The 26,984-nt window shown below is 68.8% G+C and carries 26 protein-coding genes and 2 tRNA genes; 10 read left to right on the forward strand and 18 right to left on the reverse strand.

What is annotated here, in order from left to right; translation table 11 throughout:
* Positions 1–38 precede the first annotated feature (38 nt).
* The 12 genes from LK533_RS15865 to LK533_RS15920 all read right to left on the reverse strand — a co-directional run bounded on the left by LK533_RS15865 (position 39) and on the right by LK533_RS15920 (position 8,814).
* On the reverse strand, positions 39–1,037 hold the full coding sequence (locus tag LK533_RS15865; RefSeq protein WP_229364044.1) for a PhoH family protein: 999 nt from the start codon (positions 1,035–1,037) through the stop codon (positions 39–41).
* A gap of 394 nt (positions 1,038–1,431) precedes the next feature.
* The gene (locus LK533_RS15870) at positions 1,432–1,911 is read right to left on the reverse strand and encodes an RES family NAD+ phosphorylase (protein WP_229364045.1); all 480 of its coding nucleotides are present in this window, start codon (positions 1,909–1,911) and stop codon (positions 1,432–1,434) included.
* Positions 1,908–2,342 carry an antitoxin Xre-like helix-turn-helix domain-containing protein gene (locus tag LK533_RS15875; RefSeq protein WP_229364046.1) on the reverse strand — a complete coding sequence of 145 codons (435 nt, stop codon included), beginning with the start codon at positions 2,340–2,342 and terminating at the stop codon, positions 1,908–1,910. Before LK533_RS15875 ends, LK533_RS15870 begins: the two co-directional genes overlap by 4 nt.
* Positions 2,343–2,532: 190 nt before the next feature.
* On the reverse strand, positions 2,533–3,855 hold the full coding sequence (miaB, locus tag LK533_RS15880; protein WP_229364047.1) for a tRNA (N6-isopentenyl adenosine(37)-C2)-methylthiotransferase MiaB: 1,323 nt from the start codon (positions 3,853–3,855) through the stop codon (positions 2,533–2,535).
* Between the two features lie 10 nt (positions 3,856–3,865).
* Positions 3,866–4,606 (reverse strand): lysophospholipid acyltransferase family protein, encoded by a 741-nt coding sequence (locus LK533_RS15885; protein WP_229364048.1) that lies wholly within the window; start codon positions 4,604–4,606, stop codon positions 3,866–3,868.
* A 13-nt stretch (positions 4,607–4,619) separates the two neighbouring features.
* On the reverse strand, positions 4,620–5,042 hold the full coding sequence (locus LK533_RS15890; protein ID WP_229364049.1) for a Fur family transcriptional regulator: 423 nt from the start codon (positions 5,040–5,042) through the stop codon (positions 4,620–4,622).
* 131 nt (positions 5,043–5,173) lie between these two features.
* A complete protein-coding gene (locus tag LK533_RS15895; protein WP_229364050.1) occupies positions 5,174–5,584 on the reverse strand; it encodes a MucR family transcriptional regulator in 411 nt (136 codons plus the stop codon).
* A 125-nt stretch (positions 5,585–5,709) separates the two neighbouring features.
* Complete coding sequence (locus tag LK533_RS15900; RefSeq protein ID WP_324255323.1) at positions 5,710–6,162, reverse strand: GNAT family N-acetyltransferase; 453 nt, start codon at positions 6,160–6,162, stop codon at positions 5,710–5,712.
* Positions 6,163–6,182: 20 nt separating this feature from the next.
* Entirely contained in the window at positions 6,183–6,803 is a 621-nt protein-coding gene (gene tsaB / locus LK533_RS15905) for a tRNA (adenosine(37)-N6)-threonylcarbamoyltransferase complex dimerization subunit type 1 TsaB (protein WP_229364052.1), read from the reverse strand.
* A 4-nt stretch (positions 6,804–6,807) separates the two neighbouring features.
* Complete coding sequence (locus LK533_RS15910; RefSeq protein WP_229364053.1) at positions 6,808–7,395, reverse strand: malonic semialdehyde reductase; 588 nt, start codon at positions 7,393–7,395, stop codon at positions 6,808–6,810.
* Entirely contained in the window at positions 7,395–7,967 is a 573-nt protein-coding gene (locus LK533_RS15915) for a NifU family protein (protein WP_229364054.1), read from the reverse strand. The genes LK533_RS15910 and LK533_RS15915 overlap by 1 nt, the downstream gene beginning before the upstream one ends.
* 31 nt (positions 7,968–7,998) lie before the next feature.
* Positions 7,999–8,814 (reverse strand): aspartyl/asparaginyl beta-hydroxylase domain-containing protein, encoded by an 816-nt coding sequence (locus tag LK533_RS15920; RefSeq protein WP_229364055.1) that lies wholly within the window; start codon positions 8,812–8,814, stop codon positions 7,999–8,001.
* Positions 8,815–8,967: 153 nt separating this feature from the next.
* On the opposite strand from LK533_RS15920, the gene LK533_RS15925 reads away from it, so the two are divergent.
* Positions 8,968–11,874, forward strand: coding sequence for a M16 family metallopeptidase (locus LK533_RS15925; RefSeq protein WP_229364056.1), 2,907 nt, complete (start codon positions 8,968–8,970; stop codon positions 11,872–11,874).
* 259 nt (positions 11,875–12,133) lie between these two features.
* Here LK533_RS15925 and LK533_RS15930 read toward each other — a convergent pair whose 3' ends face one another.
* The 4 genes from LK533_RS15930 to LK533_RS15945 all read right to left on the reverse strand — a co-directional run bounded on the left by LK533_RS15930 (position 12,134) and on the right by LK533_RS15945 (position 18,172).
* The gene (locus tag LK533_RS15930; protein WP_229364057.1) at positions 12,134–13,924 is read right to left on the reverse strand and encodes an AMP-dependent synthetase/ligase; all 1,791 of its coding nucleotides are present in this window, start codon (positions 13,922–13,924) and stop codon (positions 12,134–12,136) included.
* Between the two features lie 47 nt (positions 13,925–13,971).
* On the reverse strand, positions 13,972–15,726 hold the full coding sequence (gene ggt, locus LK533_RS15935) for a gamma-glutamyltransferase (RefSeq protein ID WP_229364058.1): 1,755 nt from the start codon (positions 15,724–15,726) through the stop codon (positions 13,972–13,974).
* Positions 15,727–15,800: 74 nt separating this feature from the next.
* A complete protein-coding gene (gene rlmB / locus LK533_RS15940) occupies positions 15,801–16,550 on the reverse strand; it encodes a 23S rRNA (guanosine(2251)-2'-O)-methyltransferase RlmB (RefSeq protein ID WP_229364059.1) in 750 nt (249 codons plus the stop codon).
* A gap of 2 nt (positions 16,551–16,552) precedes the next feature.
* Positions 16,553–18,172 carry a M20/M25/M40 family metallo-hydrolase gene (locus tag LK533_RS15945; RefSeq protein WP_229364060.1) on the reverse strand — a complete coding sequence of 540 codons (1,620 nt, stop codon included), beginning with the start codon at positions 18,170–18,172 and terminating at the stop codon, positions 16,553–16,555.
* Between the two features lie 132 nt (positions 18,173–18,304).
* On the opposite strand from LK533_RS15945, the gene LK533_RS15950 reads away from it, so the two are divergent.
* The 7 genes from LK533_RS15950 to LK533_RS15980 all read left to right on the forward strand — a co-directional run bounded on the left by LK533_RS15950 (position 18,305) and on the right by LK533_RS15980 (position 23,377).
* Positions 18,305–18,390, forward strand: a tRNA-Tyr gene (locus LK533_RS15950).
* 50 nt (positions 18,391–18,440) lie between these two features.
* Positions 18,441–18,761: a YnfA family protein gene (locus LK533_RS15955; RefSeq protein ID WP_229364077.1), complete on the forward strand. Its 321-nt coding sequence runs from the start codon at positions 18,441–18,443 to the stop codon at positions 18,759–18,761.
* A gap of 268 nt (positions 18,762–19,029) precedes the next feature.
* Positions 19,030–19,103: transfer RNA gene (locus LK533_RS15960), tRNA-Gly, on the forward strand.
* Between the two features lie 76 nt (positions 19,104–19,179).
* Positions 19,180–20,406: a histidine--tRNA ligase gene (gene hisS, locus LK533_RS15965; RefSeq protein WP_229364061.1), complete on the forward strand. Its 1,227-nt coding sequence runs from the start codon at positions 19,180–19,182 to the stop codon at positions 20,404–20,406.
* On the forward strand, positions 20,403–21,479 hold the full coding sequence (gene prfA / locus LK533_RS15970) for a peptide chain release factor 1 (RefSeq protein WP_229364062.1): 1,077 nt from the start codon (positions 20,403–20,405) through the stop codon (positions 21,477–21,479). Before hisS ends, prfA begins: the two co-directional genes overlap by 4 nt.
* Positions 21,476–22,300: a peptide chain release factor N(5)-glutamine methyltransferase gene (gene prmC, locus LK533_RS15975; RefSeq protein WP_229364063.1), complete on the forward strand. Its 825-nt coding sequence runs from the start codon at positions 21,476–21,478 to the stop codon at positions 22,298–22,300. Before prfA ends, prmC begins: the two co-directional genes overlap by 4 nt.
* A 243-nt stretch (positions 22,301–22,543) precedes the next feature.
* Positions 22,544–23,377: a DUF4167 domain-containing protein gene (locus LK533_RS15980; protein WP_229364064.1), complete on the forward strand. Its 834-nt coding sequence runs from the start codon at positions 22,544–22,546 to the stop codon at positions 23,375–23,377.
* 210 nt (positions 23,378–23,587) lie between these two features.
* On the opposite strand, the gene LK533_RS15985 is transcribed toward LK533_RS15980, so the two are convergent.
* Complete coding sequence (locus LK533_RS15985) at positions 23,588–23,911, reverse strand: hypothetical protein (RefSeq protein WP_229364065.1); 324 nt, start codon at positions 23,909–23,911, stop codon at positions 23,588–23,590.
* Between the two features lie 70 nt (positions 23,912–23,981).
* Between LK533_RS15985 and LK533_RS15990 the strand changes: the two genes are divergently transcribed.
* On the forward strand, positions 23,982–24,407 hold the full coding sequence (locus LK533_RS15990) for a CBS domain-containing protein (RefSeq protein ID WP_229364066.1): 426 nt from the start codon (positions 23,982–23,984) through the stop codon (positions 24,405–24,407).
* A 79-nt stretch (positions 24,408–24,486) separates the two neighbouring features.
* Positions 24,487–25,413 carry a hypothetical protein gene (locus LK533_RS15995; RefSeq protein ID WP_229364067.1) on the forward strand — a complete coding sequence of 309 codons (927 nt, stop codon included), beginning with the start codon at positions 24,487–24,489 and terminating at the stop codon, positions 25,411–25,413.
* A gap of 4 nt (positions 25,414–25,417) precedes the next feature.
* Here the strand turns inward: LK533_RS15995 and LK533_RS16000 are convergent, their stop codons facing one another.
* A complete protein-coding gene (locus LK533_RS16000) occupies positions 25,418–26,890 on the reverse strand; it encodes a lipopolysaccharide biosynthesis protein (RefSeq protein ID WP_229364068.1) in 1,473 nt (490 codons plus the stop codon).
* Between the last annotated feature and the right edge of the window lie 94 nt (positions 26,891–26,984).

The raw sequence follows: 26,984 nt of genomic DNA on the forward strand, positions 1-26,984 counted from the left end.
GTCGGCAGCGGGGACGGGTAGCCCGGCGGGGACGCCCGTCAAGCGTCCTTCCCCTCATAGGCTTCGACGATCCGGCCGACGATCGGGTGACGGACGACGTCGGCGGGACCGAAGCGGGCAAAGGCGATGCCCTCCACTCCCTCCAGCCGCGCGGTCGCATCCGCCAGGCCGGAGGCAGAGACGCCGCCCGGCAAGTCGGTCTGGTTCGGATCGCCGCACACCACCATGCGGCTGTTCTGGCCGAAGCGGGTGAGGAACATCTTCATCTGCGCAGGCGTGGTATTCTGCGCCTCGTCCAGGATCACGAAGGCGTCGGCGAGCGTGCGGCCGCGCATGAAGGCGATCGGCGCGATCTCGATCTCCCCCGAGCTGATCCGGCGCTCGACCTGTTCGGCGGGCAGGCAGTCGTGGAGCGCGTCGTAGAGCGGGCGGAGATAGGGATCGACCTTCTCCTTCATGTCGCCGGGCAGGAAGCCGAGCTTCTCGCCCGCCTCCACCGCGGGGCGCGACAGGATGAGGCGCTGGACCGAGCCGGTGATGAGCTGTGCCACGGCCTGAGCGACGGCGAGATAGGTCTTGCCGGTACCCGCCGGCCCGAGGGCGAAGATGATGTCGTGGCCGACGAGCTGGCGCATGTAGGACGCCTGCGCCGCGGTGCGCGGCACGATCGTCTTCTTGCGCGTGCGGATCATGATCGAGGCGGCATTGCCGCCGTCCGCGCGCACGATACCATCCAGCGTCGGCTGGTCGGCCATCGCGATCACGGCGTCGATCAGGCCGGGGTCGACCTCTTCGCCGCGCAGGATGCGGTGGTGCAGTTCCTGCAGCACCTCACGCGCGCGGGCGACCGACTCGGCCGAGCCCTCGATCCCGACGCGGTCGCCCCGCGCGGTGATGTAGACGCCCAGCCGCTCCTCGAGCGCGAGCAGGTTGCTGTCGAATTCGCCGAACAGCCGCGGCAGCATCTGGGGCTTGTCGAAGCTGACCTCGACCCGGCTGCGTTCGCCGGAGCGGGCGGGAACGGGCTTGCGACTCATGCGATCCTTTCGTGGCGAACGCGGCGGGAAGGATCCGACGCGGTCATGCGGTGGCGACCGTCAACGTGCACGGCCGGCGCTTGGTTGCGCTTGGGTGAGAAGGGCTGCCGGGCTGCATGCGGGCCAAGTGTGGCAGAGCGGCAGCCGGGACGACAGGGGGAATATGGGCGCCGCGCGCCGAAGTGCCAGAGGAGGACGGTGGTTTTTGCGGCTGGGGCAGGGGCCTGATCGACCAGACGCCCACCCCGCTTGTCTCGAGCAGGGATCGAGCTTGTCGAGAGCCCGTGTCGAGAGAGCCACCGCCACCGATTTCTCGATACGCCCTCTCGACAAGCTCGACGGCTACCCGAAACAAACGGAAGGGCATGGAGAGGTGAGGGCTGAAGTCACCCTCTCAGCCGTACAGCCGCTCGTCCCACCAGACGGGCTCCGGCATCTCGTAGGTGATCGCAGCAGCATCCGGATGACGCGGGTTGATGAGGATATTGCGCTCCAGTCGGGCCGGGATCGAGGGGACGAACAAAAGCGCGGACCGCGCCGCTTCGAACCACTCCAGCCCCACCGCCTTGCAGAGGCGCTCGTCCTTGCCGTCCCAGCCCGGATGCGCCTCGGGCTGAAACACCTCATACGGCATATCGTTGGGGAAGGTGATGCGAATGAAATGCTGGTTGGGCGGCAGGATGCCGTTGGCGTGGACCAGCTTCTCCAGCATCGCGGTCGAATAATGCTCCGATGTGTAGATCACCGGGCTGGCCGGCGTGTTCCAGCGACCGGGATAGAGGCGCGCGCCTTCGCTGTCGTAGATCGGATAGCGGCCATGGGGATCGCCGATGCGAAAGGCGGTGAGGACCCGATCGGTCCTCGCCCCCTTCACGCGCCGCCGCCGTACGCCGCGCGCCCGAGCAGGTTGAGGACCAGGTCCGCGCCCGGCCCGGTGGCGAGCGCCACGTCGAGCGGTGGCTTGCCGTCGAGCATGGGCTGCGGGCGGGCGAGGAACGCGCGCGCCTTGTCCGGCGCCTGGTAGATGTCGAGCGCGAAGCTGAACACCTTGGCGAGTCGCGCCAGCCGGTCGCCCTCCTCGCTGGTCAGCCGTTGGGACGGGGACTTGCGGCGCCGCTCCAGCGTCGCCTTGGGGATCAGGCGGAACTTGAAGCGGGCATCGTCGGGCGCCACCGTGTCGGCGAGCCGGTCGAGTGCTGCAACCGGAAGCCCGTTCTCGATCGAATCAGCCAGCGCCAGTCGCGACGCCTGCCGCCCGGCGTGGACTCCCAGCAGTGTCTCGATGGTTGCAGCCTGCGTGGCCATGATGCGCTCCGTTTCAATTGAGGCAAATGTAGGCCTCAACTGAACCGGCAACAAGGGTGGTGTCTCCCGTGCTCCTGCGAAAGCAGGAGCCCAGGGTTCCAAGCGCTTCCAGCCGTTGTTCTGCTTGGCCCTGGATTCCTGCCTGCGCAGGAATACGGCAACGCCGCGCCGTTTATGTAAGGACCGCAACTCAGGCCGCGGCGGCGACTCGCTCCACGCCCGACATCGACACCGGGCCGGCGGCGACCAGGTCCACCTCCACCAGATCCCCGATCTGTGCGTCGGTGAGCAGGTGAACCGATTGAAGCCAGGGCGACTTGCCAAGCATCTGCCCGGGCAGCTTTGCGCGCCGCTCGATCAGCACCTGGGTGGTGCGGCCAACGGCGGCGGCGTTGAACGCCTGCTGATCCCGCAGCAGCGACGCCTGCAACTGCTGGAGTCGCGCGTCCATCACCTCGGCCGGGACGGCGCCCGCATAATCGGCCGCCGGGGTGCCGGGGCGCGGGCTGTATTTGAAGCTGAACGCCTGCGAATAGCCGACTGCGTCGACCAGCCGCAGCGTGTCGGCGAACTCCTCGTCCGTCTCGCCGGGAAACCCGACGATGAAATCGCCCGACAGCGCGATGTCCGGCCGCACCGCGCGCACCCGGTCGAGTAGCCGCAGATAGCCGTCGCGCGTATGGCTGCGGTTCATCGCCCTGAGCACGCGGTCGCTGCCCGACTGCACCGGCAGGTGGAGATAGGGCATCAGCTTCTCGACATCGCCATGCGCGTCGATCAGCCCCTGCGCCATGTCGTTGGGATGGCTGGTAGTGTAGCGGATCCGCGCCAGCCCCGGCAGCCGGTCGAGCGCGCGGATCAGACCGTCGAGCCCCTGGGTGCGCCCGGCCTCGTCCACGCCTTCCCAAGCATTGACGTTCTGCCCAAGCAGCGTGATCTCGCGCGCGCCAGCATCAACCAGCGCGCGCGCCTCATCGAGCAGTGCTGCCCAGGGGCGGCTGACTTCGGCACCGCGGGTATAGGGCACCACGCAATAGGTGCAGAACTTGTCGCAGCCCTCCTGCACCGTCAGGAAGGCGGTCGGCCCGGAGCGCCGCCGCGGGGCGAGCGCGCCGAACTTGCTGAGCGCCGGCATGTCGGTGTCCAGCGATGGCGTGCCCGCGGCCGCGGCGCGGACCAGCTCCGGCAGGTTGTGATACGCCTGCGGACCGACCACGACGTCCACCTTGGCGCGGCGAACGATCTCTTCGCCCTCCGCCTGCGCAACGCAGCCGGCCACCGCGATCATCGGACTGCGGCCGCCTTTGCGCAGCCGGCCGATGTCCGAATAGACCTTCTCCGTTGCCTTCTCACGGATGTGGCAGGTGTTGAGCACGACCAGATCGGCGTCGCCCGCATCGGCGGCGGCGGTCATGCCCTGCGCCGCCATCAGCTCGGCCATTCGCTCGCCGTCATAGACGTTCATCTGGCAGCCGAAGGATTTGACATGAAAGCTTTTTGGGGACGTGCTCATGGGCGCGGGCCTATACGCCGCTTTGGCGTCCGCTGCCAGCTTGCGCGGCCTCCATCCGGCGCCGCGCCTCGGCTGCCACGCCCTTGCGACCCAGGCCGGCGGGGTCGAAGGGGTCGAGAAAGTGGATCGTGAGGGGGATGGTGCCGGGGCGGGAGACGAGACGGACGGCGTTGTGGATGCCGGATTCGCCGCCGATCCAGCCGACCTCGGGCGTCGCATCGCCATAGTCGAGCACGACCGGCTGGACCTGCAGGCCGGGAGGAGCGGGGTCGGCAACCGCGAGCAGCGACGCCTTGAAGGGCAGCAGCACGGTGCCGTCGCCCGTGGTGCCTTCGGGAAAGATGGTGACCGGCCTGCCGCCGAGTGCGTCGCGCAGCGCCTGCACCTGGGCGGCAACGCCCAACCGGTCGCCGCGCTCGACGAACAGGGTTTCGTTCAGCCGACACAGCCAGCCGATCAGCGGCACCGCGCGCAATTCGCCCTTGGCGACAAAGGTGCTGCCCGAGACGCCGGCAATGGCGAGAATGTCGAGCCAGCTCTGGTGATTGGCGAGCAACAGCGCATTGTGCCGCATCGGCGTGCCGGTCGTGCGCACGCGTCCCCCGACCAGATAGGCAACGCCTCCGAGGAAGCGGCGCGGCCAGGGCGACGCGCGGCGGAACAGTCGCCAGCCGCCGTGCAGCACCAGCGCGAGCAGCAGCCAGCCAAGGATCGCCGTCACCCGCGCGGCGAGGCGGAGGTGCCCGGCCACGCCGGGCGTCCGGTCAGCCCTTGCGGTCGAGGCTGACGCCATAGAGCTCCATGCGGTGATCGACGAGGCGGAAGCCCAGCCGTTCGGCGATCTGCTTTTGCAGGAGTTCGAGTTCGGGATCGACGAATTCGATCACCTTGCCGGTCTCGACGTCGATCAGATGGTCGTGATGCGCTTCGGGTGAGGGCTCGTAACGGGCGCGGCCGTCGCCAAAGTCGTGGCGGTCGAGAATGCCCGCCTCTTCGAACAGGCGGACGGTACGATAGACGGTGGCGATCGAGATGCCGGGGTCGATCGCGGAGGCCCGTTCATAGACCTTCTCGACGTCGGGATGGTCCTCCGCTTCCGACAGCACGCGCGCGATCACGCGGCGCTGCTCGGTGATGCGCAGCCCCTTTTCCTGACACAGCGCCTCGAGGTCGATCCTGCGCGGCATTCCTTCTCCGTCTTTCTTCCGTAAAGTCCGCTATCTAGCCGAAGGCGGGCGGTTCGGGAAGCGGGCTTGACCGCCCGGTCGCCGGTTGAACGGCGGCCGGACGGCTCGAGGCCGTGGTGTCGTTGGTCGGGTCAGCGCTTGCGGTTGGTGCCCAGGCCGATCGCCTTGGCCAGGGTGCGGCGCTGTTCGGCATAGTTGGGGGCGACCATCGGATAGTCCGCCGGCAGGCCCCACTTGGCGCGATATTGTTCCGGGGTCATCTGGTAATGGGTCATCAGGTGCCGCTTGAGCATCTTCAGCTTCTTGCCGTCTTCCAGGCAGACGATGAAGTCAGGCTTGACCGAAGCGCGGATCGGCACGGCCGGCTCCTGCTTCGCCTGCGGCTCCGCATGGGCACCGCCAAGCGTGATCAGCGCGCCGTGAACATTCTGAATCAGCGACGGCAGGTCGGCAAGCGACACGCTGTTGTTGCTGACATGGGCTGCCACGATGTCGGCCGTATACGCGATAAGCGTGTCGACCGGCGGTTGCTGAACTTCCATGATACTGACCCTTTCACACAGGACCGGCTGAACACCGCCGTTCCTGTCGGGCCTATTCACCTACTGTGCTTGAATCGCAACAGAGTTGGCCGAAAAAATTTTGCAACCAATTGTTTCGTACTGTGTCACAATATGTCGAGAGAGTAACTGTGGGCATCAAAAGCCTCGCCCGATCTGCCGCGATAGTACAGCGGACGTTCTCCAACCTTTGCAAATCCTTCGCGGGTATAGAGATGAACTGCAGGATTGCCTTGGCGAACCTCCAGATGCAAGCGGGCCAGCCCGCGCCGTCGCGCATCCTCCACCACCGATCGCAACAGCATGCCACCAATGCCGCGGCTGCGTGCCGCGGGCCTGGTCGCGATCAGCAGCAACTCGCCTTCGTCAGCCACTGCGCGCGAAAGGGCAAAGGCGGCAAGCCGGCCGTCCTGTTCCGCCAGCGTCAGGCAGACGCCCGGCAGCGAGAGCATCCCCAGGCATTGGGCAGGCGTCCAGGCTTCGCCGAACCGCGATTCGAACGCTTCGCCCATCACGCCGGCCACCGCGTCCAGATCGGCCGCAGAGCCGGTGCGCAGCACGACCGGGGCAGGACTCCGGCTCATGCCTGCGGCGGCTTTGCATCTGGCGCGCGGCCGTAGAGCGGGCGTGGCGGCAGCGTGGCAAGTGCCTCCGGCAGCAGCCGCGCGTCGCGGGCATCGGGCAGGGCTTCGGCTGCGACACAGCCGGGGTCGAGCGCAAGCAACCGGTGGACGCCGGTGCCGACTGCGTGCCGGCCAGCCAGTCGCTCCAGCGCCGCTTCCGGGCGCAGCGAGGCGAAGGACGCGACCGGAGTCAGCGGATCGGCGGTGAATTCCTGCACGAACACCTCGCCATGCCCGCCTTCGAGCACGACCGCGCGGGTGTCGTCGCCGGGCCTCGCGGCAAAGCCGCCGGCCGCAACCAGCGCCAGCGAGGAAAAGCCCAGCACTTCCGCCCCCCATCCGATCGCCAGCCCGCGCGCGGCCGCCAGCCCGACGCGCACGCCAGTGAAGCTGCCGGGGCCGCAATCGACCAGGATGCGGTCGGCGCGCCCTGCGTCGGGAAGCTCGGCGATCATCGGCACCAGCCGCTCGGCATGGCCACGGCCGACCACGACATGGCGGAAGTCGAGGACGTGGCCGTCCTCCATCAATGCGACCGAGCAGGCGGCGGTGGCGGTTTCGATGACCAGCGTGCGCAAGGGATCAGGCGATCGTGTTGAACCGGTCGAACGCGGGGCGCGGCAGCCGCTCGTGCAGCCGGGACGGATCGCCATGGCCGAGCACCGCGATGAAGTTCGAGCGCACCGCCGGCGTGTCGTGGAAGAACGCCTTGTCCACCGCGCCATTGTCGAAGCCCGACATCGGTCCGATGTCCAGGCCCAGCGCACGCGCGGCGACGATCAGATAGGCGCCCTGCAGCGTCGAGTTGCGCATGGCCGACACCTGGCGCAGCTCCGCGGTGCCGTCGAACCAGGCCTTGGCATTCACATGCGGATAGAGCTCGGGCAGCAGCTCGTGGAACTCGGTGTCCATGCCGACAATCACCGCCACCGGTGCGGCGCGCACCTTGTCGGCGTTGCTGTCGCTGCAGCAGGCGGCCAGCCGTTCGCGTGCTTCGGGCGATACGCACCACACCATCCGCGCGGGCAGCTGGTTGGCCGAGGTCGGTCCCATCTTCATCAGGTCCCAGATCGCCTCCAGCTCGTCCTGCGTGACGGGCTGGTCGGTGAAGTGGGTGTGGCTGCGGGCAGTGCGAAAGATCGTGTCGAGGGCGGCGTCGTCCAGCGGCATCAAACGGCCCTCACTTCGGTGACTTCGGGGACATAGTATTTCAGCAGCTGTTCGATGCCGTTCTTCAGCGTGGCGCTGGAAGAGGGGCAGCCCGAGCAGGCGCCCTGCATCTGCAGGTAGACCTTGCCCTTGTCGAAGCCGCGATAGACGATGTCGCCACCGTCGTTGGCAACGGCCGGGCGCACGCGAGTCTCGATCAGCTCACGGATCTGCGCGACGATGTCGGCATCTTCGGGATTGTCGACGATATCGCTTTCGGCCGGGGGAACCGAGAAGCCGGCGCTGCCCTGGCGGAACAGCGGCATCGCGGCCGAGAAATGATCGAGCAGGATCGCAACCACGTCCGGCTTCAGGCTCGGCCATTCGACGCCGGGAGCCGCGGTAACCGAGACGAAGTCGCGGCCGAAGAACACGCCCGTCACATCGCCCAGCGCGAAGATCGCCTCTGCAAGCGGCGAGGTCTCCGCTTCCTCGGGGCTCGCGAAGTCGCGGGTGCCGGTTTCCATCACAACCCGGCCCGGAAGGAACTTCAGGGTCGCGGGGTTCGGGGTCGGTTCGGTCTCGATCAACATGCCCGTCATTTGGCGTGCCGGGGGTGCCGGATCAAGCCGAGGCGGGAAACGATGCGTTCGACGTCCCCGGCGTCTCCCCCTGCGCAGCGCGATGCCAGGCGAGAAGATTGCGGCGCGCCTCCTGCACGAACGCCGATCGCCGGACCAGGTCGAGCAGCAGGTCGGCCAGCCAGCGACCCGGCTGGCGCAGCGGCCGCTTGAACTGCAGCATCAGGACGACGCGGGTGCTGCCGGCGTCGTTCCACAGCTCATGCGGATAGGTGTCGTCGAACACCAATGTCTCGCCCTCCGCCCAGCGCAGCATGCGGTTGTCGAGCCGCATCCGCACGTCGCCGTCGCGCGGCACCACCAGGCCGAGGTGGCAGGTGATCAGCCCCTTTGTAACGCCGCGATGGGTCGGGATGTGGGTGCCCGGCGCCACGATCGAAAACATCGCGTTGGTGAGGCCGGGGATGCCGCGTAGCGCCTGCGCCGTCGCCGGGCAGCGCGCGAGATTGGCGTCGATCGCATAGCCATAGCCGCACAGCACCAGCGAGCGCCACCGGTCGACCGCGGCGAGGGTGAACGGGTCGGGCGCGATCGCGGCGAGCGGCGGGGCCGCGCCTTCGGGCAGGGCAACGCGTACCGCTTCCTCGCGGATCGCCTGCCACTGGTCGCGCAGGTCGCGCGTCCAGGGAAAGGCGCGCACGTCCAGCACCGGCGCGTTGGACACCAGCGACGAGGTGCGGATCAACGGATCGAACACACGGCGCAACCGCTTGCCCGCGCGCAGCGCAAGCGAGCGTCGGGCCGGACTTGCCCCGGCAAGACGACCTTCCTCGCCGATCGAACATGGTACGCGCTGCATTGCATCCCCCTGGCAATCGCAAGCTGCGCTGCAGAAACGGCGAAAAGGTGGCGGCGGCGTGGAAGATCGTGACCCGCCTGTTTCCGGGTGCTTTTGGATGGTTGCGGTACGCCCGTGCTGGCGGCGCCCGGAAAAGCCCGCTAGGCAGGGCACATGGCATTTCCCGTACGCGTGCGCCGGATCGCACTGCCGCTTCTGGCCCTGATCGCCACCACGCCGCTCGTTGCGCAGACCGCGCCGCCAGTCGCTCCCCAGCAACAGACTCGCCCGCTGCCGCCGTTGCAGCCTGTGGCGCAGGGGCCGGACACGCCCTGGCTGTTCAAGGGCAGCGACATCCCGCCCGACCGGACGTGGACCTATGGCGTGCTGCCGAACGGCCTGCGCTATGCCGTGCGTCACAATGGCGTGCCGCCGGGGCAGGTCTCGATCCGGGTCGCGATCGACGCGGGCTCGCTGATGGAGACCGAGCAGGAGCGCGGCTTTGCGCATCTGATCGAGCATCTGTCGTTCCGCGGCTCCACCCATGTTCCCGATGGTGAATCGAAGCGCGTGTGGCAGCGGCTGGGCGTGACCTTTGGTTCGGACAGCAACGCCTCCACCAGCTTCACCCAGACGGTCTACAAGCTCGACCTGCCCGGGGCGACTCAGGCGGGGCTGGACGAGAGCATGAAGATCCTGGCCGGCATGATGGCCGAACCGACGATCACGGCTGCCTCGCTCAATGCCGAGCGGCCGGTGGTGCTCGCCGAGCAGCGCGAGCAGCCGGGGCCGCAGATGCGGCTCGGCGATGCGACGCGCTCGCTGTTCTTTGCCGGCCAGCCGCTCGCGGATCGTTCGCCGATCGGCAATGTCGAGACGCTGCAGGCGGCGACCGCCGGCACGGTGAGCGCGTTTCACGATCGCTGGTACCGGCCCGACCGGGCCGTGGTGGTGATTGCAGGCGACGCCGACCCCAAGCTGCTCGAGGCGGCAGTGGTGAAGCACTTCTCCGGCTGGCAGGGCAAGGGTCCCGCGCCGACCAACCCGGACCTGGGCAAGCCCAAGGCCGGCGGTCCGCTCAGCGCCGTCGTCAATGAGCCGGCGCTGCCGACGCTGGTGCAGATGGCCACGGTGCGGCCGTGGACGGTCGGCAACGACACCATCGTGTTCAACCAGGAGCGCATGGTCGACCAGATCGCGATCCGGATCATCAACCGCCGGTTGGAAAGCCGCGCGCGGGGCGGCGCCAGCTACATCAGCGCGGGCGCCGACCTGGAGGATGTGTCGCGTTCGGCCAACATCACCGCCATTTCGATCCTGCCGGTCGGCAACGACTGGGAAGCGGCCGTGCGCGACGTGCGCGCCACGGTCGCCAGCGCGCTGCGCAACCCGCCTTCGCAGCAGGAGATCGACCGCGAAGTGGGCGAGATCCGCGCCGGCATGGAAAATGCGGTTGCGACTTCGCGCGTGGACGCGGGCTCCAAGCTCGCCGACAACTTGGTCGAGGCCGTCGACATCCGCGAGACGGTCGCCGGCCCGGAAATGTCGCTGCGCATCTTTGACGGTGCAGTCTCTGGCAAGTTCTTCACGCCCGCCAAGGTACAGGCGGCAACACGCAAGGTGTTCGACGGGGTCGAGACTCGCGCGCTGGTCAACACGCCCGCCCCGGATCCGACCGCGGCCAACAAGCTGGCAGCGGCGATCCAGGCCGATGTGACGGCGGCTACCGAGACGCGCGGGCCGCAGCGCACGGTCAAGTTCGACGAACTTCCCAAGCTCGGCACGCCGGGCAAGGTCACCGGCCGCAGCGTCGTGCTCACCGATCCCGAAATCGAGAAGGTGAGCTTCGCCAATGGCGTGAACCTGCTGATGTTCCCGAACAATTCTGAGACGGGCAAGGTCTATGTCCAGGTCCGCTTCGGCCGTGGCCTGAGCGCGCTGCCGTCGAACAGGCAGACGCCCGCCTTTGCCGGTGACCTGGCGCTGGTGGCGAGCGGCGTCGGCAAGTTCGGGCAGGAAGAGCTCGACCGGCTGACCGGCGACCGCCAGATCGGCCTGTCGTTCGGGATGCAGGAGGACGCGTTCGTCCTGGGCGGCATCACGACGGCGGCCGACCTGAAGGACCAGCTGCGGCTGATCGCGACCAAGCTTGCGGCGCCCGGCTGGGACCCCAAGCCGGTGGCGCGCGCGCGTGCGGTGATGCTGGCCAGCTATGACAGCCAGTCGTCATCGCCCGTGGGCGTGCTCCAGCGCGACCTGGAGGGCCTGCTCCATGCCGGCGACACGCGCTGGGCCTCGCCCGACCGCAAGGACATCGAGGGTCTGGATGCGGCGCGATTCCGCGCCTTCTGGGAGCCGCTGCTCGCGAGCGGCCCGATCGAAGTGCAGGTGTTCGGCGACACCACCGCCGACGCCACCATCGCGGCGGTGGCGAGCACCTTTGGCGCGCTGAAGGCGCGGCCGGCGGCGCCGGCGGCAAACACCGACGTGCGCTTCCCCGCGCATGTGGCGACGCCGGTGGTGCGCACGCACACCGGTCAGCCCAACCAGGCGGCAGCGGTCATCGCCTGGCCGACCGGGGGCGGCAGTGCGGGCCTCACCGAAAGCCGCAAGCTCGAATTGCTGGCGGCGGTGTTCCGCGACCGGCTGCTCGACAAGCTGCGCTCGGAAGCGGGGGTGAGCTATACTCCCAACGTCTCCACCGACTGGCCGGTGGGCCTGCCCAGCGGGGGCAAGATCCTGGCAATCGGATCGGTGCCGCCGGAGAAGACGGAATTCTTCTTCGAGCTCGCGCGCGGCATCGCGGCGGACCTGGTGGCGAACCCGATCCCCCAGGACGAGCTGCGCCGCGCCCAGGCGCCCGTGCTCCAGTTCATCGCCCGCGTGTCGAGCGGCAACATGTTCTGGATGCAGCAGACCGCCGGCGGCACGCTCGATCCCAAGCGGATCGACGCGATCAACACCATCGCCTCCGACGTCGGCACGACGACGGCCGCCGACATCCAGGCGCTCGCTGCCAAGTATCTGCGCCCGGAAAAGGACTGGTCGCTGGTCGTGGTGCCGGAGAAGAAGGCGAATTGAGGTCGCCGTATCCCTGCGCAAGCAGGGGTCCAGGGTCCTAGCGCAAAGGCTTGTGGCTCTGGGCTCCTGCCTGCGCAGGAGCACGGCATCGGCTGGGGTGCAGGGCATCCGCAGCCACCCTCGTCATGCTGGCGTAGGTCAGGATGACGGGAATAGGGGGCTCACCCACCACCGTGCTCCTGCGGAGGCAGGAGCCCAGGGTTGCGGGGCGGAACGCCGGCGGCTCTGCACCCCGCTCCCGCAGCAGCAAGACTACCGCTTAGCCCTTGTACAGCGCGTCCAGGCGCTCGCCGTAGGCCGCGCGCAGGATGTGGCGGCGGATCTTCAGGCTGGGGGTGAGCTGTTCGTTCTCGATCGTGAAGGGGGCGTCTGCCAGGATGAAGCGGCGGATGCGTTCCGTCACGGTCAGGTCCTGGTTCACCCGGTCGACCGCAGCAGCGATCGCCGCGCGATAGGAGCTGTCCTCGCCCAGCCGCTTGAAGTCGCAGGCGGTGCGGTTGGCGGCGCACCATTCCTGCGTCCACTCCGGATCGGGCACGATCACCGCCACCATGTACGGCCGGCGATCGCCCGCGATCATCGCCTGGGCGATCTGCGGCTGCAGGGTGAGCATGCCCTCCACCTTCTGCGGGGCGACATTCTCGCCCTTGTCGTTGACGATGATGTCCTTCTTGCGGTCGGTGATCTTGATCCGACCGGCCTCGTCGATCAGGCCGATGTCGCCGGTGTGCAGCCAGCCGTTCTTGAGCACGCGCGCCGTCTCGATCTCGTTGCGCCAATAGCCGTGCATGACGAGTTCGCCGCGCACCAGGATCTCGCCGTCGTCGGCGATGCGAACTTCCGTGTTCTGGAGCGGCGGGCCGACCGTATCCATGCGCACGCCGGCGGACGGCCGGTTGCACGAGATCACCGGTGCCGCCTCCGTCTGGCCATAGCCCTGGAGGAAGGTGACGCCGAGCGACTGGAAGAACAGCCCCACCTCCGGGTTGAGCGGCGCGCCGCCCGACACCATCGCCTTCATCCGCCCGCCGAAGCGCTTGGCGATCTTGGGCTTGAACAGGGTGCGCACCGCCAGCTGCGCGGGGCGGTCGGTCAGCCGCAGCCGGCCCTCGCTCTCTTTCGCCCCGACGTCGAGTGCCTTGGCGAGGAGATAGGCGGCCATCCCGCCCTGCTTCTCGACCGCCTTGGTGATGCGGGTGCGCAGCACCTCGAACAGGCGCGGCACGACGAACATGATCGTCGGGCGCACCTCCTCGATATTGGCGGCGAGCTTGTCCAACCCTTCCGCATAATAGATCTGCCCGCCCAGCCCGATCGCGAAATGCTGGCCGCCGGTGTGCTCATAGGCGTGGCTGAGCGGCAGGAACGACAGGAACACCTCGTCGCCCCACCCGAAATCCTCGGAGATCACTGCCGAGCAGCCTGCGACATTGTGCAGGATCGCACCGTGGTGCTGCATCACCCCGCGCGGCGCCCCGCCGGTGCCGCTGGTGTAGATGATGCAGGCCAGGTCCTCGCGCGTGAAATTCGCCTCGCCCGCGGCGGCATCGGCGCTGGCGGGATGGTCGGCGATCAGCTGATGCCAGCCGTGGAACTCCAGGCTACCGGGCTGCGAGAGGCGCACGTCCTCGATGCCGATGATCTTTTCGGGTGTGGAGGCGTGGAGCGCCGCCGGGATCAGCGTGCGCGCAAGCTTGGCGGTGGAGACGATCACCGCGCAGGCGCCCGAATTCTCCATGATGTGCTGGTGGTCGCGCTGGGTGTTGGTGACATAGGTCGGCACCGTCACGCAGCCCGCGGCCATGATCGCCAGGTCCGAGATGCACCATTCGGGCCGGTTCTCCGACACCAGCATCACGCGGTCGCCGCGCTTCAGCCCCAGCGCCTTGAGGCCGGCGGCGAGGCTCGCGACCTGGCGGGCGGCGTCCGCCCAGCTGAGCGACTGCCACTGGCCGTCCGCCTTGTGCCACAGGAACGGCGTGTCGCCCCGCTCGCGGGCACGCGCGAAGAACATCGAAACGAGGTTCGGGAAATGCTCGAGGGTACGCATGGCCTCTCCTGCCGCCCCGGCATCCGTGCGCCGGGGCTTGCCTGTTGTTATTCGGGCGGTCGGTTGCCGAAGCCACCGACGCGCTTGATGTCTGCAATCGTGCCGTCCTGGTGCATGGCGACGCCCTCGCTGCGCGGATCGGCACCGCCGACCCAGCGACCACCGACGCGCTCCACCGCATTGGCCTTGAGGCCGAGGGGGGCGATCTTCACCGGTTCGCCCAAGGCCTGCAACGCCGGTGCCATCGCATCGAGCTGGGTGCCCTGTTCCAGGGTCGCGACCTTGCCCGGCGCATAGATCAGCCCCAGGCCGATCGCGTCCTGCGCCGACAGCTTCCAGTCGATCACCGCGACCAGCGCCTTGGCGACCTGGGCGATGATGGTCGAGCCGCCGGCGGCGCCGATCACCATCCGCACCTTGCCGTCCGGACCATAGACGATCGTGGGCGACATGGAGCTGCGCGGCCGCTTGCCGCCCTCCACCCGGTTGGCGACAAGTGCGCCGTTCTTTTCGGGCACGATGTCGAAGTCGGTGAGCTCATTGTTGAGCATCGTGCCGTTCACGGCCAGGCCCGAGCCGAAATAGCCCTCGATCGTCGAGGTGACCGACACGGCATTGCCGCGCGCGTCGGTCGCGGCGACATGGGTGGTGCCCGGCACTTCGCTCGGCTGGGCGCGGATGCGGGCAGGGGCGCCGGCCGGCACGCCCGCGGCGACACCTGCCATGGTGCGGTCGGGCGAGATCAGTGCGGAGCGCCCAGCGATGTACTTCGGGTCGGTAAGGCCCTTCACCGGCACCGCCACATGGTCCGGATCGGCGAGATACAGGTCGCGGTCGGCATAGGCGAGCCGCTGGCTTTCGGCCATCAGGTGCCATGCGACCGGCGAGTCCTTGCCGAGCCTGGCCATGTCGAAGCGTTCGAGCTGCTTCAGGATTATCAGCACCGCGACGCCGCCTGACGAGGGCGGGCCCATGCCGCAGATACGATAGGCGCGGTAGCTGCCGCACACAGGCGCCCGCTCCTTGGCATCATAGCTGGCGAGGTCGCCCAGCGTCATCTTCGACGGATTACGCGCGGCGGTGTTGACGGTCGTCACCAGCTTTTGCGCGTTCGGGCCGACATAGAAGCTGTCGGGGCCAAGCCGCGCCAGCCGCTCGAACAACGCCGCCTGTTCCGGGTTCTTGAGCAGCGTGCCGACCGGCAGCGCCTTGCCGTCGGGACCACGATAGTGCGCGGCGGCCCAGGGGGCGATGTGGCTACCGAAATTGTTGATGCCGGTGTTCAGCCGCTGGGTGATGCGAAACCCGTCGCGCGCCAGCCGGATCGCCGGCTCGAACAGCTTGGCCCAGGGGAGCTTGCCGCCGCGATCGTGCGCCATCGCCCATTCGCGCAGATTGCCGGGCACGCCGACGCTGCGCCCGCCCGGAACCGCGGCGGAATGGGTGAGGGGATTGCCATCGGGCGCGTAGAACCAGCGCGGGTCGGCCGCGGCCGGTGCCGCCTCACGCCCGTCGATGGTGAGCAGCTTGCCGGTTCTGGCATCATGCCCGACCCAGAAGCCGCCGCCACCGATGCCGGAATTCTGCGGCTCGACCACGTTGAGCGCCAGCAGCGTAGCGATCGCGGCGTCGGTCGCGCTGCCGCCGGCGCGCAGCATCTCGACTCCGGCCGCAGCCGCGCGCGGGTCCGAGGCGCTGACCACGCCCTGCGCCTTGGCGCTGGGTGCAGGCGGCGCGGCGGGGGGCTGCGCGGCAGCAGGAACGGCAAGCAGCAGGGCGGCGGGAACAAGAAAACGCTTCATCGCACCACGACTAGCGGGGAATACCGCGGGTGCAAAGGCGGGTGGGGTGCGGCTGGAAACCGCACCCCGGGCTCTCAGCTCCGGCGCGTCGCCGCCGCGTAGAGCGCGATTGCGGCCGCGTTGGAGACGTTGAGGCTTTCGATCTGGTCGCTGATCGGAAGCCGGGCGAGCGTGTCGCAATGTGCAGCCGTGTTCTGGCGCATGCCTTCACCCTCGGCACCCAGCACCAGCGCAACCTTGTCCGAGCCCATCGCCTGGTCGAGCGTCAGGTCGGTGTTGCCGGTGAGGCCGATCCGCCAATAGCCGGCCTCTGCAATCTCCTCGAGCGCGCGGGCGAGGTTCACCACCCGCACCCACGGCACGATCTCCAGCGCGCCCGACGCGGTGCGCGCGACGGTGCCCGACTCAGGGGGTGCGTGCCGGTCCTGCGTGACGATGCCGAGCGCATCGAACGCCGCGGCCGAGCGCAGGATCGCGCCGACATTGTGCGGGTCGGTGACCTGGTCGAGCACCAGCAGCGGGCGGGTGTCGGAACGGCCGCGTTCGATCAGGTCGCCCAGCCAGATATCCTCCAGCGGATCGACTTCCGCGACCATCCCCTGGTGCGGCGCGTCGCTGGGGACCAGCCGGCCGAGGTCGGCCGCTTCGGCATAGGTGACCGTCAGCGTCGACGGCAGGTCGAGTTGCGACAGGGCCTCATGCGTGCCCCACAGCTTGCGCACCGTGCGTTCGGGGTTGGCGAGGGCGGCGAGCACCGCATGGCGGCCCCAGAAACGGGGACGCTGCGGGGAGCCCTGGCTCGGGCGATGTCCACGACGTGCCATGATCAGTCCTCCTGCTCCGGCCACGCATAGGGGTCGGTCGGCTTGGGTTGGCGGGGGAAGGGCGGCTTTGGCAGCGGCTTGTCGGCATTGGCGGCGTTCAGCAGGAACGACGCCATGATGATCGACGCCTGACGCAGGTCGTCGCCCTGGAGATGGTCGAAGGTGTCGACGTTGGTGTGGTGCAGCCGGCTGCCGTAATCGAGCGGGTCCTGGATGAACTGGAAGCCCTGCAGGCCCACCGACTGGAAGAAATAATGGTCGGTGCTCTGGGTCGGGCGCATCGCCACCGTGCTCGCGCCCATTGCCTGGAAGGGGGCGAACCAGTCGCGGAAGATCGGCACCGCGGCCGGATTGTTCTCCGCATAGATGCCGCGGATCTTGCCCGATCCGTTGTCGAGGTTGAAATAGGCTGCGAGCTGGTCGTAGCCCGGCTTCTTGGTGATCGGCCAGCGCGTGTTCCAGCCGTAGAAGCGGGCAAGGCCCGTGGCAGGCGCGCCAGCGGCCTGCGCACGGGTGGCGATGTGCCGCTCGATATAGGCGAGCGAGCCCAGCAGGCCCTGTTCCTCGCCGGCCCACAGCGCGAAGCGGATCGTGCGCTTCGGCCGCACACCCATCTGCGACAGGATGCGCGCGGCCTCCATCACCACGGCCGAGCCGGCGGCATTGTCGGCAGCGCCGTCGCCCGCCGCCCAGCTGTCGAGGTGCGCGCCCGCCATCACATAGCCGGCCTTGGGATCGGTGCCGGGAATGTCGGCAAGCACGTTGTACGCCTGCACGTCGCTGTCGTCGAAGCGGACGTTGCTGTTCACCTCCAGCGTCGGCGCCTGGCCCACGCGGGCAAGACGCGCGAGGCGGCGGTAGTCCTCGGCCGCGATCTCGATGCCGGGCACCGCCGGCGTCTGCTCGCGCCCGAACAGATAGCCGCTGCCGTGCAGCAGCTTGCCGTCGCGCGACGACATGGTCGCCATCGCCACCGCGCCCTCGCTCTTCAGGAACGCGTCGAGCTTGGTCGCGAAGTCGAGCCGCTTGAGGCGGCGATCGGCCGCATCGGGATCGTTGACCGCGGGCTCGAAGAAGTCGTGGTCGCTCAACTCCTGCTGCGTCAGCCGGCGGAAGGGCGCGCGGTCGGGCTTCGAACCGGTATCGGGCTGCGTCACCATCACGATCTTGCCCGACAGCTGTCCGCGATAGCGCGCGAAATCGGCCTCCTTGGACATGGGCGCGACGATTACCGGCGCGGTGACGGTGCCGTTGGTGCCGGGCGTCCAGGCGATCGGGATTGCGGTCAGCTGGATCGGGCGCGGGGTAACCATGCGCACGCTGGAGCTGACGATCGACCAGCCGCGGCCGAACTCGAACCCTTCCTTGTGGACGTTGGTGAGGCCCCATTCACGGTACTTGGCCTGCGTCCATTCCTCCGCCTGGCGCATGCCCGGCGAGTTGGTGAGGCGTGAACCGATGACGTCGGTCAGGTGCTCGGCGATCGGCATCACCTCCGACTGGTTGGTGCCTTCGTCGATGATGCGGTTGACGGCGTCACGATCGACGGCCTGGGCGGCGAGCGGTGCGGCAAGGGGCGTGGCGGCAACGGTGGCAAGCAGGGCTAGACTAAGCGCGCGCATCGGGTTCCGTTCGTGCGAGGAGAAGAAAAGTGTCACAATCGACGCTATGCGGGCGGCGAAAGCCGCGCAAGCCGTTGACAGCCGGCGGATCGGGCGGCAATGGGCCACCTCGCTTCAGCGAAGCGGCCCCGTGGAAGGGTGGCCGAGTGGTTAAAGGCAGCAGACTGTAAATCTGCCCACGCAAGTGTACGCTGGTTCGAATCCAGCCCCTTCCACCATCCGCCCCGGCGCGGCGGATCGGTTCTCCCGACAAGAAGGGACACCAGCGCTGCCGACCCCCTTGATCTTCGTCGTCGCCGCCGCCCTCGAAATCGGCGGATGCTTTGCGTTCTGGAAATGGGCGCGGCTCGGCGCATCGCCCTTGTGGCTGGTCCCGGGCATGGTCGCGCTTGCGGGCTTCGCCTGGACGCTCACCCTTGCCGACACGCCGACTGCGGCGCGCGCCTATGCGGCCTATGGCGGCATCTATGTCGCAAGCTCGCTCGGCTGGATGTGGCTGGTCGAGGGACTGCGGCCGGACCGCTTCGATTTGATCGGCGGGGGGCTGTGCCTGGCCGGTTGTTTGGCGATCCTGTTCGGGCCGCGGTGAGGGGCGGCCCTTACCGTCTTCGTCTCCACTCCACCCAACCCAGTTTCCTCAGTATCTCCGTTTGCCTCGAGTAGCCGTCGAGCTTGTCGAGACGGCGTATCGAGAGGGCGGTTGCGGTGGCTCTCTCGATACGGGCTCTCGACAAGCTCGACGGCTACTCGAGGCAAACGGGATTGGGGTGGGAAGGAGGCGTTCTTCCCGGTGTGGATTGAGCTGTCGTCCCCGCTCTTGCGTCCTCGAGCCAGCGCGGCTACCTCAGCGCCAGCGGGCGGGTATAGCACAATGGTAGTGCAGCAGCCTTCCAAGCTGAATACACGGGTTCGATTCCCGTTACCCGCTCCACCTCTTTTCCGCTCCGCACGCTTCGGCGCCGCCGCGCGATTGCGGCCGCTGCGGACCAGCCCTAGAGAGCGCCGCCATGGCCCGCATCGAAACGCCCCGCCCCATTCGTGGCACCCAGGACATCTTTGGCGAAGACCAGCGCCGCTTCGGCCGCGTGGTCGACGCGTTCGAGCGCATCCGCCGGCTCTATTGCTTCGGCCGGGTCGAGCTGCCCGTGTTCGAATCGACCGCCGTGTTCGCACGCTCGCTGGGCGAGACCACCGACGTCGTCTCCAAGGAGATGTACAGCTTCGAGGATCGGGGTGGTGATTCGCTCACCCTGCGCCCGGAGTTCACCGCCGGCATCGCCCGCGCCTATCTGACCGACGGCTGGCAGCAGTTCGCCCCGCTGAAGATCGCGACCCACGGCCCGGTGTTCCGCTACGAGCGGCCGCAAAAGGGGCGCTATCGCCAGTTCCACCAGGTCGATGCCGAAGTGATCGGTGCGGCTGAGCCCGGCGCCGATGTCGAGCTGCTCGCCTTCGCCGACCAGCTGCTGCATGAGCTCGGCATCGCCGACGGCGTCACGCTGCAGCTCAACACGCTGGGTGATGCGGACACCCGCGACGCCTGGCGCGCGGCGCTGGTCGCGCACTTCGAGGCGCACCGGGACTCGCTGAGCGAGGACAGCCTCGCACGGCTCGACAAGAACCCCTTGCGCATCCTCGATTCCAAGGACCCGCGTGATCGTCCGATCGCGGACGGGGCGCCGGGGATCGACGACTATCTGACGGCCGAAGCCAGCGACTTCTTTGCCGCGGTGACCTCCGGCCTGGATGCCGCTGGCGTGCGGTGGACGCGCAACGACCGGCTGGTGCGCGGGCTCGACTATTACCGCCACACCGCCTTCGAGTTCGTGACCGACCGGCTTGGCGCGCAGGGCACGGTGCTGGCCGGCGGCCGCTACGACGGGCTGATCGGCTCGCTCGGCGGTCCCGAGACGCGGGGCGTGGGCTGGGCGGCTGGGATCGAGCGGCTCGCAATGCTGCTGGACGGTGCGCCGGCGCCCCAGCTGGATGTCGCAGTCGTGGTCGAGGACGAGCGCGCGCTGGCACAGGGCGTCGCCACCGTGGCGCGGCTCCGCAAGGCGGGGCTGGTCGCCGACCTCGTCGCCACCGGATCGCCGCGCAAGCGGTACGACAAGGCGCTGAAGCTGGAGCCCGCCGAAACGGTGTCGCTGCGCTTCGACGGTGACTCACCCGCGTCTGCTTTCCGCACGCTGCGCGGTGAGCCGCGCGCGGAGCAGGTGCTGCACCAGGCATGACCGCCATTTCCCCGGATCGCATCGCGCAGATCGAGGCGCGCCGCGACGAACTCCAGGCGTTGATGGCCACTGGCGAGCTGCCGGGTGACCGCTTCGTGGCAGTGTCCAAGGAATATGCCGAGCTGGAGCCCGTCGCCGAGGCTGCGGGCGCGGTGCGGCGGCTGCGCGCCGAAGCCGAATCGCTGGAGGACATGAGCCAGGACGGCGACGAGGAACTGCGCCGCATGGCCGCCGAGGAGCTGCACGAGAATCGTGAGCGGCTGGCGGCGGCGGAACGCGCGCTGGCGCTGGCGCTGTTGCCGCGCGATGCCGCCGACGAACGCCCGGCGATGCTGGAAATCCGCGCCGGCACGGGTGGCGACGAGGCGGCGCTGTTCGCAGGCGACCTGTTCCGCATGTATCAGCGCTATGCCGACCACCGCGGCTGGCGGGTCGAGATGATTTCGGCAAGCGTCTCGGACGCAGGCGGCTTCAAGGAAGTCGTCGCCTCGGTCACCGGCCAGGGCGTGTTCGCGCGGCTGAAGTTCGAAAGCGGCGTTCACCGCGTCCAGCGTGTGCCGGTGACGGAAAGCGGCGGCCGCATCCACACCTCTGCCGCGACGGTCGCGGTGCTGCCGGAGGCCGAGGAAGTCGACGTGCAGATCGACGACAAGGACCTGCGGATCGACGTCTATCGCTCGTCCGGCCCGGGCGGCCAGTCGGTCAACACGACCGACTCCGCCGTGCGCATCACCCACCTGCCGACCGGGCTGGTGGTGATCCAGCAGGACGAAAAGTCGCAGCACAAGAACAAGGCCAAGGCGCTCAAGGTCCTGCGCACCCGCCTGTACGAGGCGGAGCGCGAGCGGCTGGCGTCCGAACGCTCCGGCACGCGCAAGGCGATGGTGGGTTCGGGTGACCGGTCCGAGCGCATCCGCACCTACAACTTCCCGCAAGGGCGCGTGACCGACCACCGCATCAACCTGACGCTCCACCGCCTGCCCGAGATCCTGGAAGGCGAGATGGAGGAACTGATCGGCGCGCTGATCGCGGAGGACGAGGCCGAGCGGCTGGCCACATTGGACGCGGCGTGACACCCGCCACCGCGGGCGCGGCGGTCCGCGAGGCGGCGCAGCGGATCGCTGCCGTCTCCGACACAGCCCGGCTCGATGCCGAACTGCTGATGGCGCATGCCATGGGCGTGGAGCGCAACCTACTGCTGCTCGGGCGGATGGACGATCCGGTGCCGGCCGGCTTTGCCGCGCTGGTCGAAGCACGGCTCGCGCATACGCCGGTCGCCTATCTGACCGGCAGCCGCGCCTTCTGGACCGTCGAGCTGGAGGTTGGCCCGGGTGCGCTGGTGCCCCGTGCCGACAGCGAGACGCTGATCGAGGCGGCGGTCGCGCATTTCGCCGATCGCGCGCCTGCGAGCGTGCTCGACTTGGGGACGGGACCGGGCACGCTGCTGCTTGCGGTGCTCGACCATTGGCCGGAGGCAAATGGGCTGGGGATCGACCGCTCGCCCGAGGCGCTGGCCTATGCGCGGCGCAATGCCGAGCGGCTCGGGGTGGCATCGCGGGCGCGCTTTGCGCTGGGCGACTGGGCCGCGGGGGTGGACGCGCGCTTCGACCTGGTGCTCGCCAACCCGCCCTATATCGGCACTGGTGAGCAATTGCCGCACGAGGTGGCCGGGCATGAACCGGCCGGAGCGCTGTTTGCGGGGGCGGACGGCCTCGACGCGTATCGCCTGCTCGCGCCCCAGCTTGCGCGGCTGATCGCGCCAGGCGGGATCGCGGCGGTGGAGATCGGATCGACCCAGGCGGAGGCGGTGTCGGCGCTGCTGCAGGACCAGGGACTTTCGACCCGTGTCGAGGCGGACCTGGGCGGGCGTCCGCGCGCGGTGATTGCCGGTTGATTCCGGCGGCCGCACCCCCATATTTCCCCTTGGAGAACGCCCGGGCAGCCGCTAAGACCGGCGCGGGGCAAGCCACCTTTTACCAGAAACAGGTGAGTTCGGGGTTCTGCCCCCTCCAGCGTCATGCGCGCCACTGTGGTCCGGTGGCCATGGCAGACGGGGTCGTGCAGTGGCACGGCCTCGCGACAGGCAGCATCCGGGATCGACAGGATCGACGGACAGTTTGAACGGGACACAGACACGTTGATAAACAACCGGCAAGTCGGCCGCCGTCGCGGTCGTGGTGGGCAGCGTCCTCAAGGTGGGGGCAACCCCGGCCGTTCGGATAACGGCAATCGCATCGACAGTCGCGCACGGGGCAATGCCGCGCAGCTGCTGGAAAAGTACCGGAATCTTGCGCGCGATGCGCAGATGCAGGGCGACCGCGTGAACTCGGAATATTATTTCCAGTTCGCCGATCACTATTTCCGCGTGCTCAACGACAACAAGGCTCGGGTCGAAGAGAACCAGCGCCAGCGCGGGGACTTCGGCTCCGAGGACGATGGCGAGGAGTTCGAGTTCGACGGCGAGAACGGCGGCAGCGAGCGTCCGCAGCGGGAGGAACGCGCCCAGCGCGAGGATCGTCCGCGTCGCGAAGAGCGTGTCCAGCGTGAGGATCGCCCGCAGCGGGACGACCGTCCCCAGCGCGAAGAGCGTGCCCAGCGCGAAGACCGCCCCCAGCGGGACGCACGTCCGCGTAGCGAGCGCGCACCCCGTGGCGAGCGCCCGGCGGTTCAACAGACCGAGGTCGATGGCGCCCCGGTCGAGCAGGCAGAGCCCGTCCAGGCCGCCGTCGCCAACGACATCGAGGCAACCCCGGCCGAGGGCGAGGTGCGCGCACCCCGCACGCGCCGCCGCGTGCTGCGTCGCGATGCCGAACCGCAGCCGGCCGAAGCCGCATCAGCTGGCGAGACCCATGGGATCGAAGCCGATCGGCTGCCGCCGGCGCTCAGCCCGGCCGAAGGCGATGGCGAGGAGCGTCCGCGCCGCCGCCGCCGGGTCCGCACCGACGACGAGGTGATGCCGCCGGCCGCCTGAGGCCGACCGCAGCGTCCGACAAGAAGGGCCGGTACCGCAGCAGCGGTGCCGGCCCTTCTTGCGTTGGGTGGCGGCCGTCTCCCTTGCCCCCGGTCGTTTCGAGAAGCCGGCCGCGGCTCTCTCGACACGGGCTCTCGACACGCTCGATCCCTGCTCGAGACGAACGGGGCCTGTGCGTCGAGAGAGCCGCAACCGCCGCTCGGGACCGCGTCAGGGCAGGGCGTCCGGATCCTCATCCGTGGGGTGGTCCCGCTGGGCGAACCGGTCGACCGCATCGTCATGGCCGGTGCCCGAGCTCAAGAAGATCAGCCCCATCAGGACCGCCGCCATCAGCACCGACAGGCCAACGCCCAGCGCCGTCGCGATCGCCATGTGGATCGCCAGCGGCCCCACGAGCCACCATAGCAGCGCGACCGCCGCCACGGCGGCAAGCGCCGCGACTCCCGTCATCCACCACAGCAACCGCCGGAAGCGCGCCCATGCGAAACGCGCATAGGTCGGATCGTCCAGCGGATCGCGGTCGTGCTGCGGCATGGTCTTGCAATCCCACGCAAACATGGGATGCTCAACCCATGGCGCCGGCAGACGGCCGAAGGAGAGTGCGATGACGATCGCGGTGATCCTGAACAGCAAGGGCAATGACGTGGTCACGATCCAGGCCTCGGCAAGCATGGGCGACGCCGTCCACTTGCTTGCGGAACGACGGATTGGCGCCGTGCCGGTGCTCGACGGCGACTCGATCCTGGGCGTGTTTTCCGAACGCGACGTGATCGGATGCCTCCACCATGGCGGCGCCGCGACGCTCGAGCGCCCGGTCACCTCCGCCATGACTGCGCCCGTCGTTACCGTCTCGCCGGACGAGCCGGTGCTGGCCGCCCTGTCGCTGATGACCCAGCGCCGCATCCGCCACCTGCCCGTGGTGGACGCCGGGCGGCTGGTCGGGCTGGTGTCGATCGGCGACCTGGTGAAGCACCGCATCGATCGCATCGAGGCCGAGGCGCAGGCGATGCGTGCCTATATCAACAGCTGACGCGCGGCTTGTCCCGGTGCAGGGCGGGGCACCTGTGCCGAGCGGTTGACTTTCGGCGCCGCGGCGGGCGTTTGGCGCCATGATTTCCTTTGCGGACCGCCTGACATGGCATGCCAAGCGCCTGCGCCACCGCCGTGTCGCCGCACGGGTGCTCGCGACTCCGCCGATCCGGCAGGTCGACGACGGCGTCGTGCTGCTGTCGATGGTGGGAAGCGCGGTGGTGCTGCCGGCTCTGGTCGCGATCAAGTCGCTCCATGCGCAACTCGGCCGCGGCCGGGTGGCGCTGCTCGACGACGGGAGCCTCACCCCGGCCGATCGCGCGACCTTTGCGCATCATCTCGGCAATCCGGCGATCACCCACATCCGCGACGTCGACCTCGGCGCGGCACCGCCAGGTGGGACGTGGGAGCGGCTGCTCCACCTGCTTGACCTGCGCCGCGACCAATATGTCATCCAGGTCGATTCCGACACGGTGACGCTGGGCGCGCTGCCTGAGGTCGAGCAGGCGATCGACGCCGGGCGCGACTTCACCCTGCGCGGCGAGGCGGAAGCGGCGTTGGTGGAGGTGGAGGCGCTGCGCGACCGCTATCGCGGATCCGATCCCCGGCGGCCCGGGCTCCACGTCCAGGACGCGGCCGAGGAGGCGATGGGGCAGGTGGCGATCGCGGGCGGGGCGCTTCGGCGCTACGCGCGCGGCTGCTCGGGCTTCGCCGGCTTCGCGCCGGGCGGGCCGGGGCGCACACTCGCCGAGGGTTTTTCGCTCGAGATGGACCGGCTGATCGGGCGCGAACGCTGGTCGCGCTGGGGAAGCGAGCAGGTGACGTCCAACCTGGTGGTCGCCAACGGCAGCGACCCGCTGCTGCTGCCTTACGACCGCTACTGCAACTTCGAGGACCGGCCGCTGCCCGCTGACATGCGCTTCGTCCACTTCATCGGCACCTGCCGCTTCCACGGCAGCGCCTATCGCGACGCGACCCGCGCCAGCATCGCCGCACTGGGGCACTGACCGCTCACCCCCGCGCGCGAACCATGGCGATCGCTTCGCGGACACTTGCGGGTGCGAACAGCACCAGCGCTCCGAGGTAGGTGACCGCTCCCACCGCCACGAGCAGGCTGAGCCTCGCCACCGGCGGCAGGACCGGCAGCGCCCCGTCCGTGGCGAACACCAGCAGCGCCATCGCGGCCGCCGCGAGCACCGGCGGCGCAATCGCGCGCAGGTAGCGCCCGGGAGGGACGCCGAGTACCGGCAGCGCCCGCGCGGCGACAATCGCCAGCAGGATCGGATGCGCCACGATCCAGGCGGCGGCGATGCCGGCAATGCCGTATCGCGCACCGACCAGGAAGGCGACCGGCAGCAGCACCGCGCCGATCGCGGTCGTCCCGGCGGTGACTCCCGGGCGCCCGGCCGCATCGATGGCCGGCTGGAACAGCGTCTGCAGCGTCCAGCACGGCATGGCGATCGCCAGCAACTGCACGATCGGCACCGCCTCCAGCCATTTGGGGCCGAGCATCACATGAACCAGCGGCTCGGCCACCGCGGCGACGCCGAAGTAGAAGGGCATTGCCGCCAGCATCACCAACCGCACCGCGCCGGGGAAGGCGCCGGCCATGTCCCCACCCGACTGGTGCAACCGCGCATAGGCAGAGAAGGCGACCTCGTTGAGCGGGGGCACGAACTTGTTGGCGAACACCTGGGTCAGGAACAGCGCGGTCGTGTAGATGCCGACCTGATGGGCATCGAACCAGCGGCCGGCGATCAGCACATCGGCCTGGCTCTGCGCGAAGTTGAGCAGCCCGGATGCGGCCACCAGCCCGCCGAAGCGCGCGAGCCGCTCTGCCCCGGCAAAGCGGAAACTGGGCCACATCAGCGATCGTGCCGCGATCGTGAGCCCGATTGCGCGAGTGTAGAACAGGACTCCCGGCGCGAGCACCAGCGTCCACACACCCAGCCCGCCATAGGCGCCAACCAGCGCGGCGATGGCGCCCGCGACCGAAGAGAGGAGGTTGACCTGCGCCTGGCGCCGGAACTCCATGGTGCGTGCCAGCAGCGCATAGGCGAGCGAAGCAAAGGGGGTGGGGAGGTACAGCAAGGCCTGCACCCGCAGCAGCTGCGCCACCATCGGCTCATGGTAATAGTCGGCCACCAGCGGCGCCGCGAGGACCTGCAGCAGCGCGAGCCCGCCGTTGAGCAGCAGCAGCATGCCGAACACCTGCGCGATCTCGCGACGGCCGACATCCGCGTGCTGGATCACGGCGTTGGCGAGGCCATAGCCGTTGAGCATGCTGAGCAGCAGCAGCACCACGCCGGTCATCGCCACCAGGCCATAGTCGGACGGCGACAGCAGCCGGATCACGACAAAAGTGGAGGTCCAGGCGATCAGCTGCCCTAGGATCTGCGTGCCCGAACGCCACAGAATCGCCGAGCGGACTTGGCGGCGCAGCGATTCGCTTGGCTGATTCGGCGCCTGGAGCGGTGTTTCCATGGATCAGGGGTATGCGGGACAGGGGCGACACACCAGAAAAACCGCAGAAATGCGAGACTTTTGAGCTTTTCTGTCAGATTTGTGAAAAATGGGT

Origin of the sequence: Sphingomonas sp. PL-96 (assembly GCF_020707215.1) — a bacterium.
Taxonomy (GTDB): Bacteria; Pseudomonadota; Alphaproteobacteria; order Sphingomonadales; family Sphingomonadaceae; genus Sphingomonas.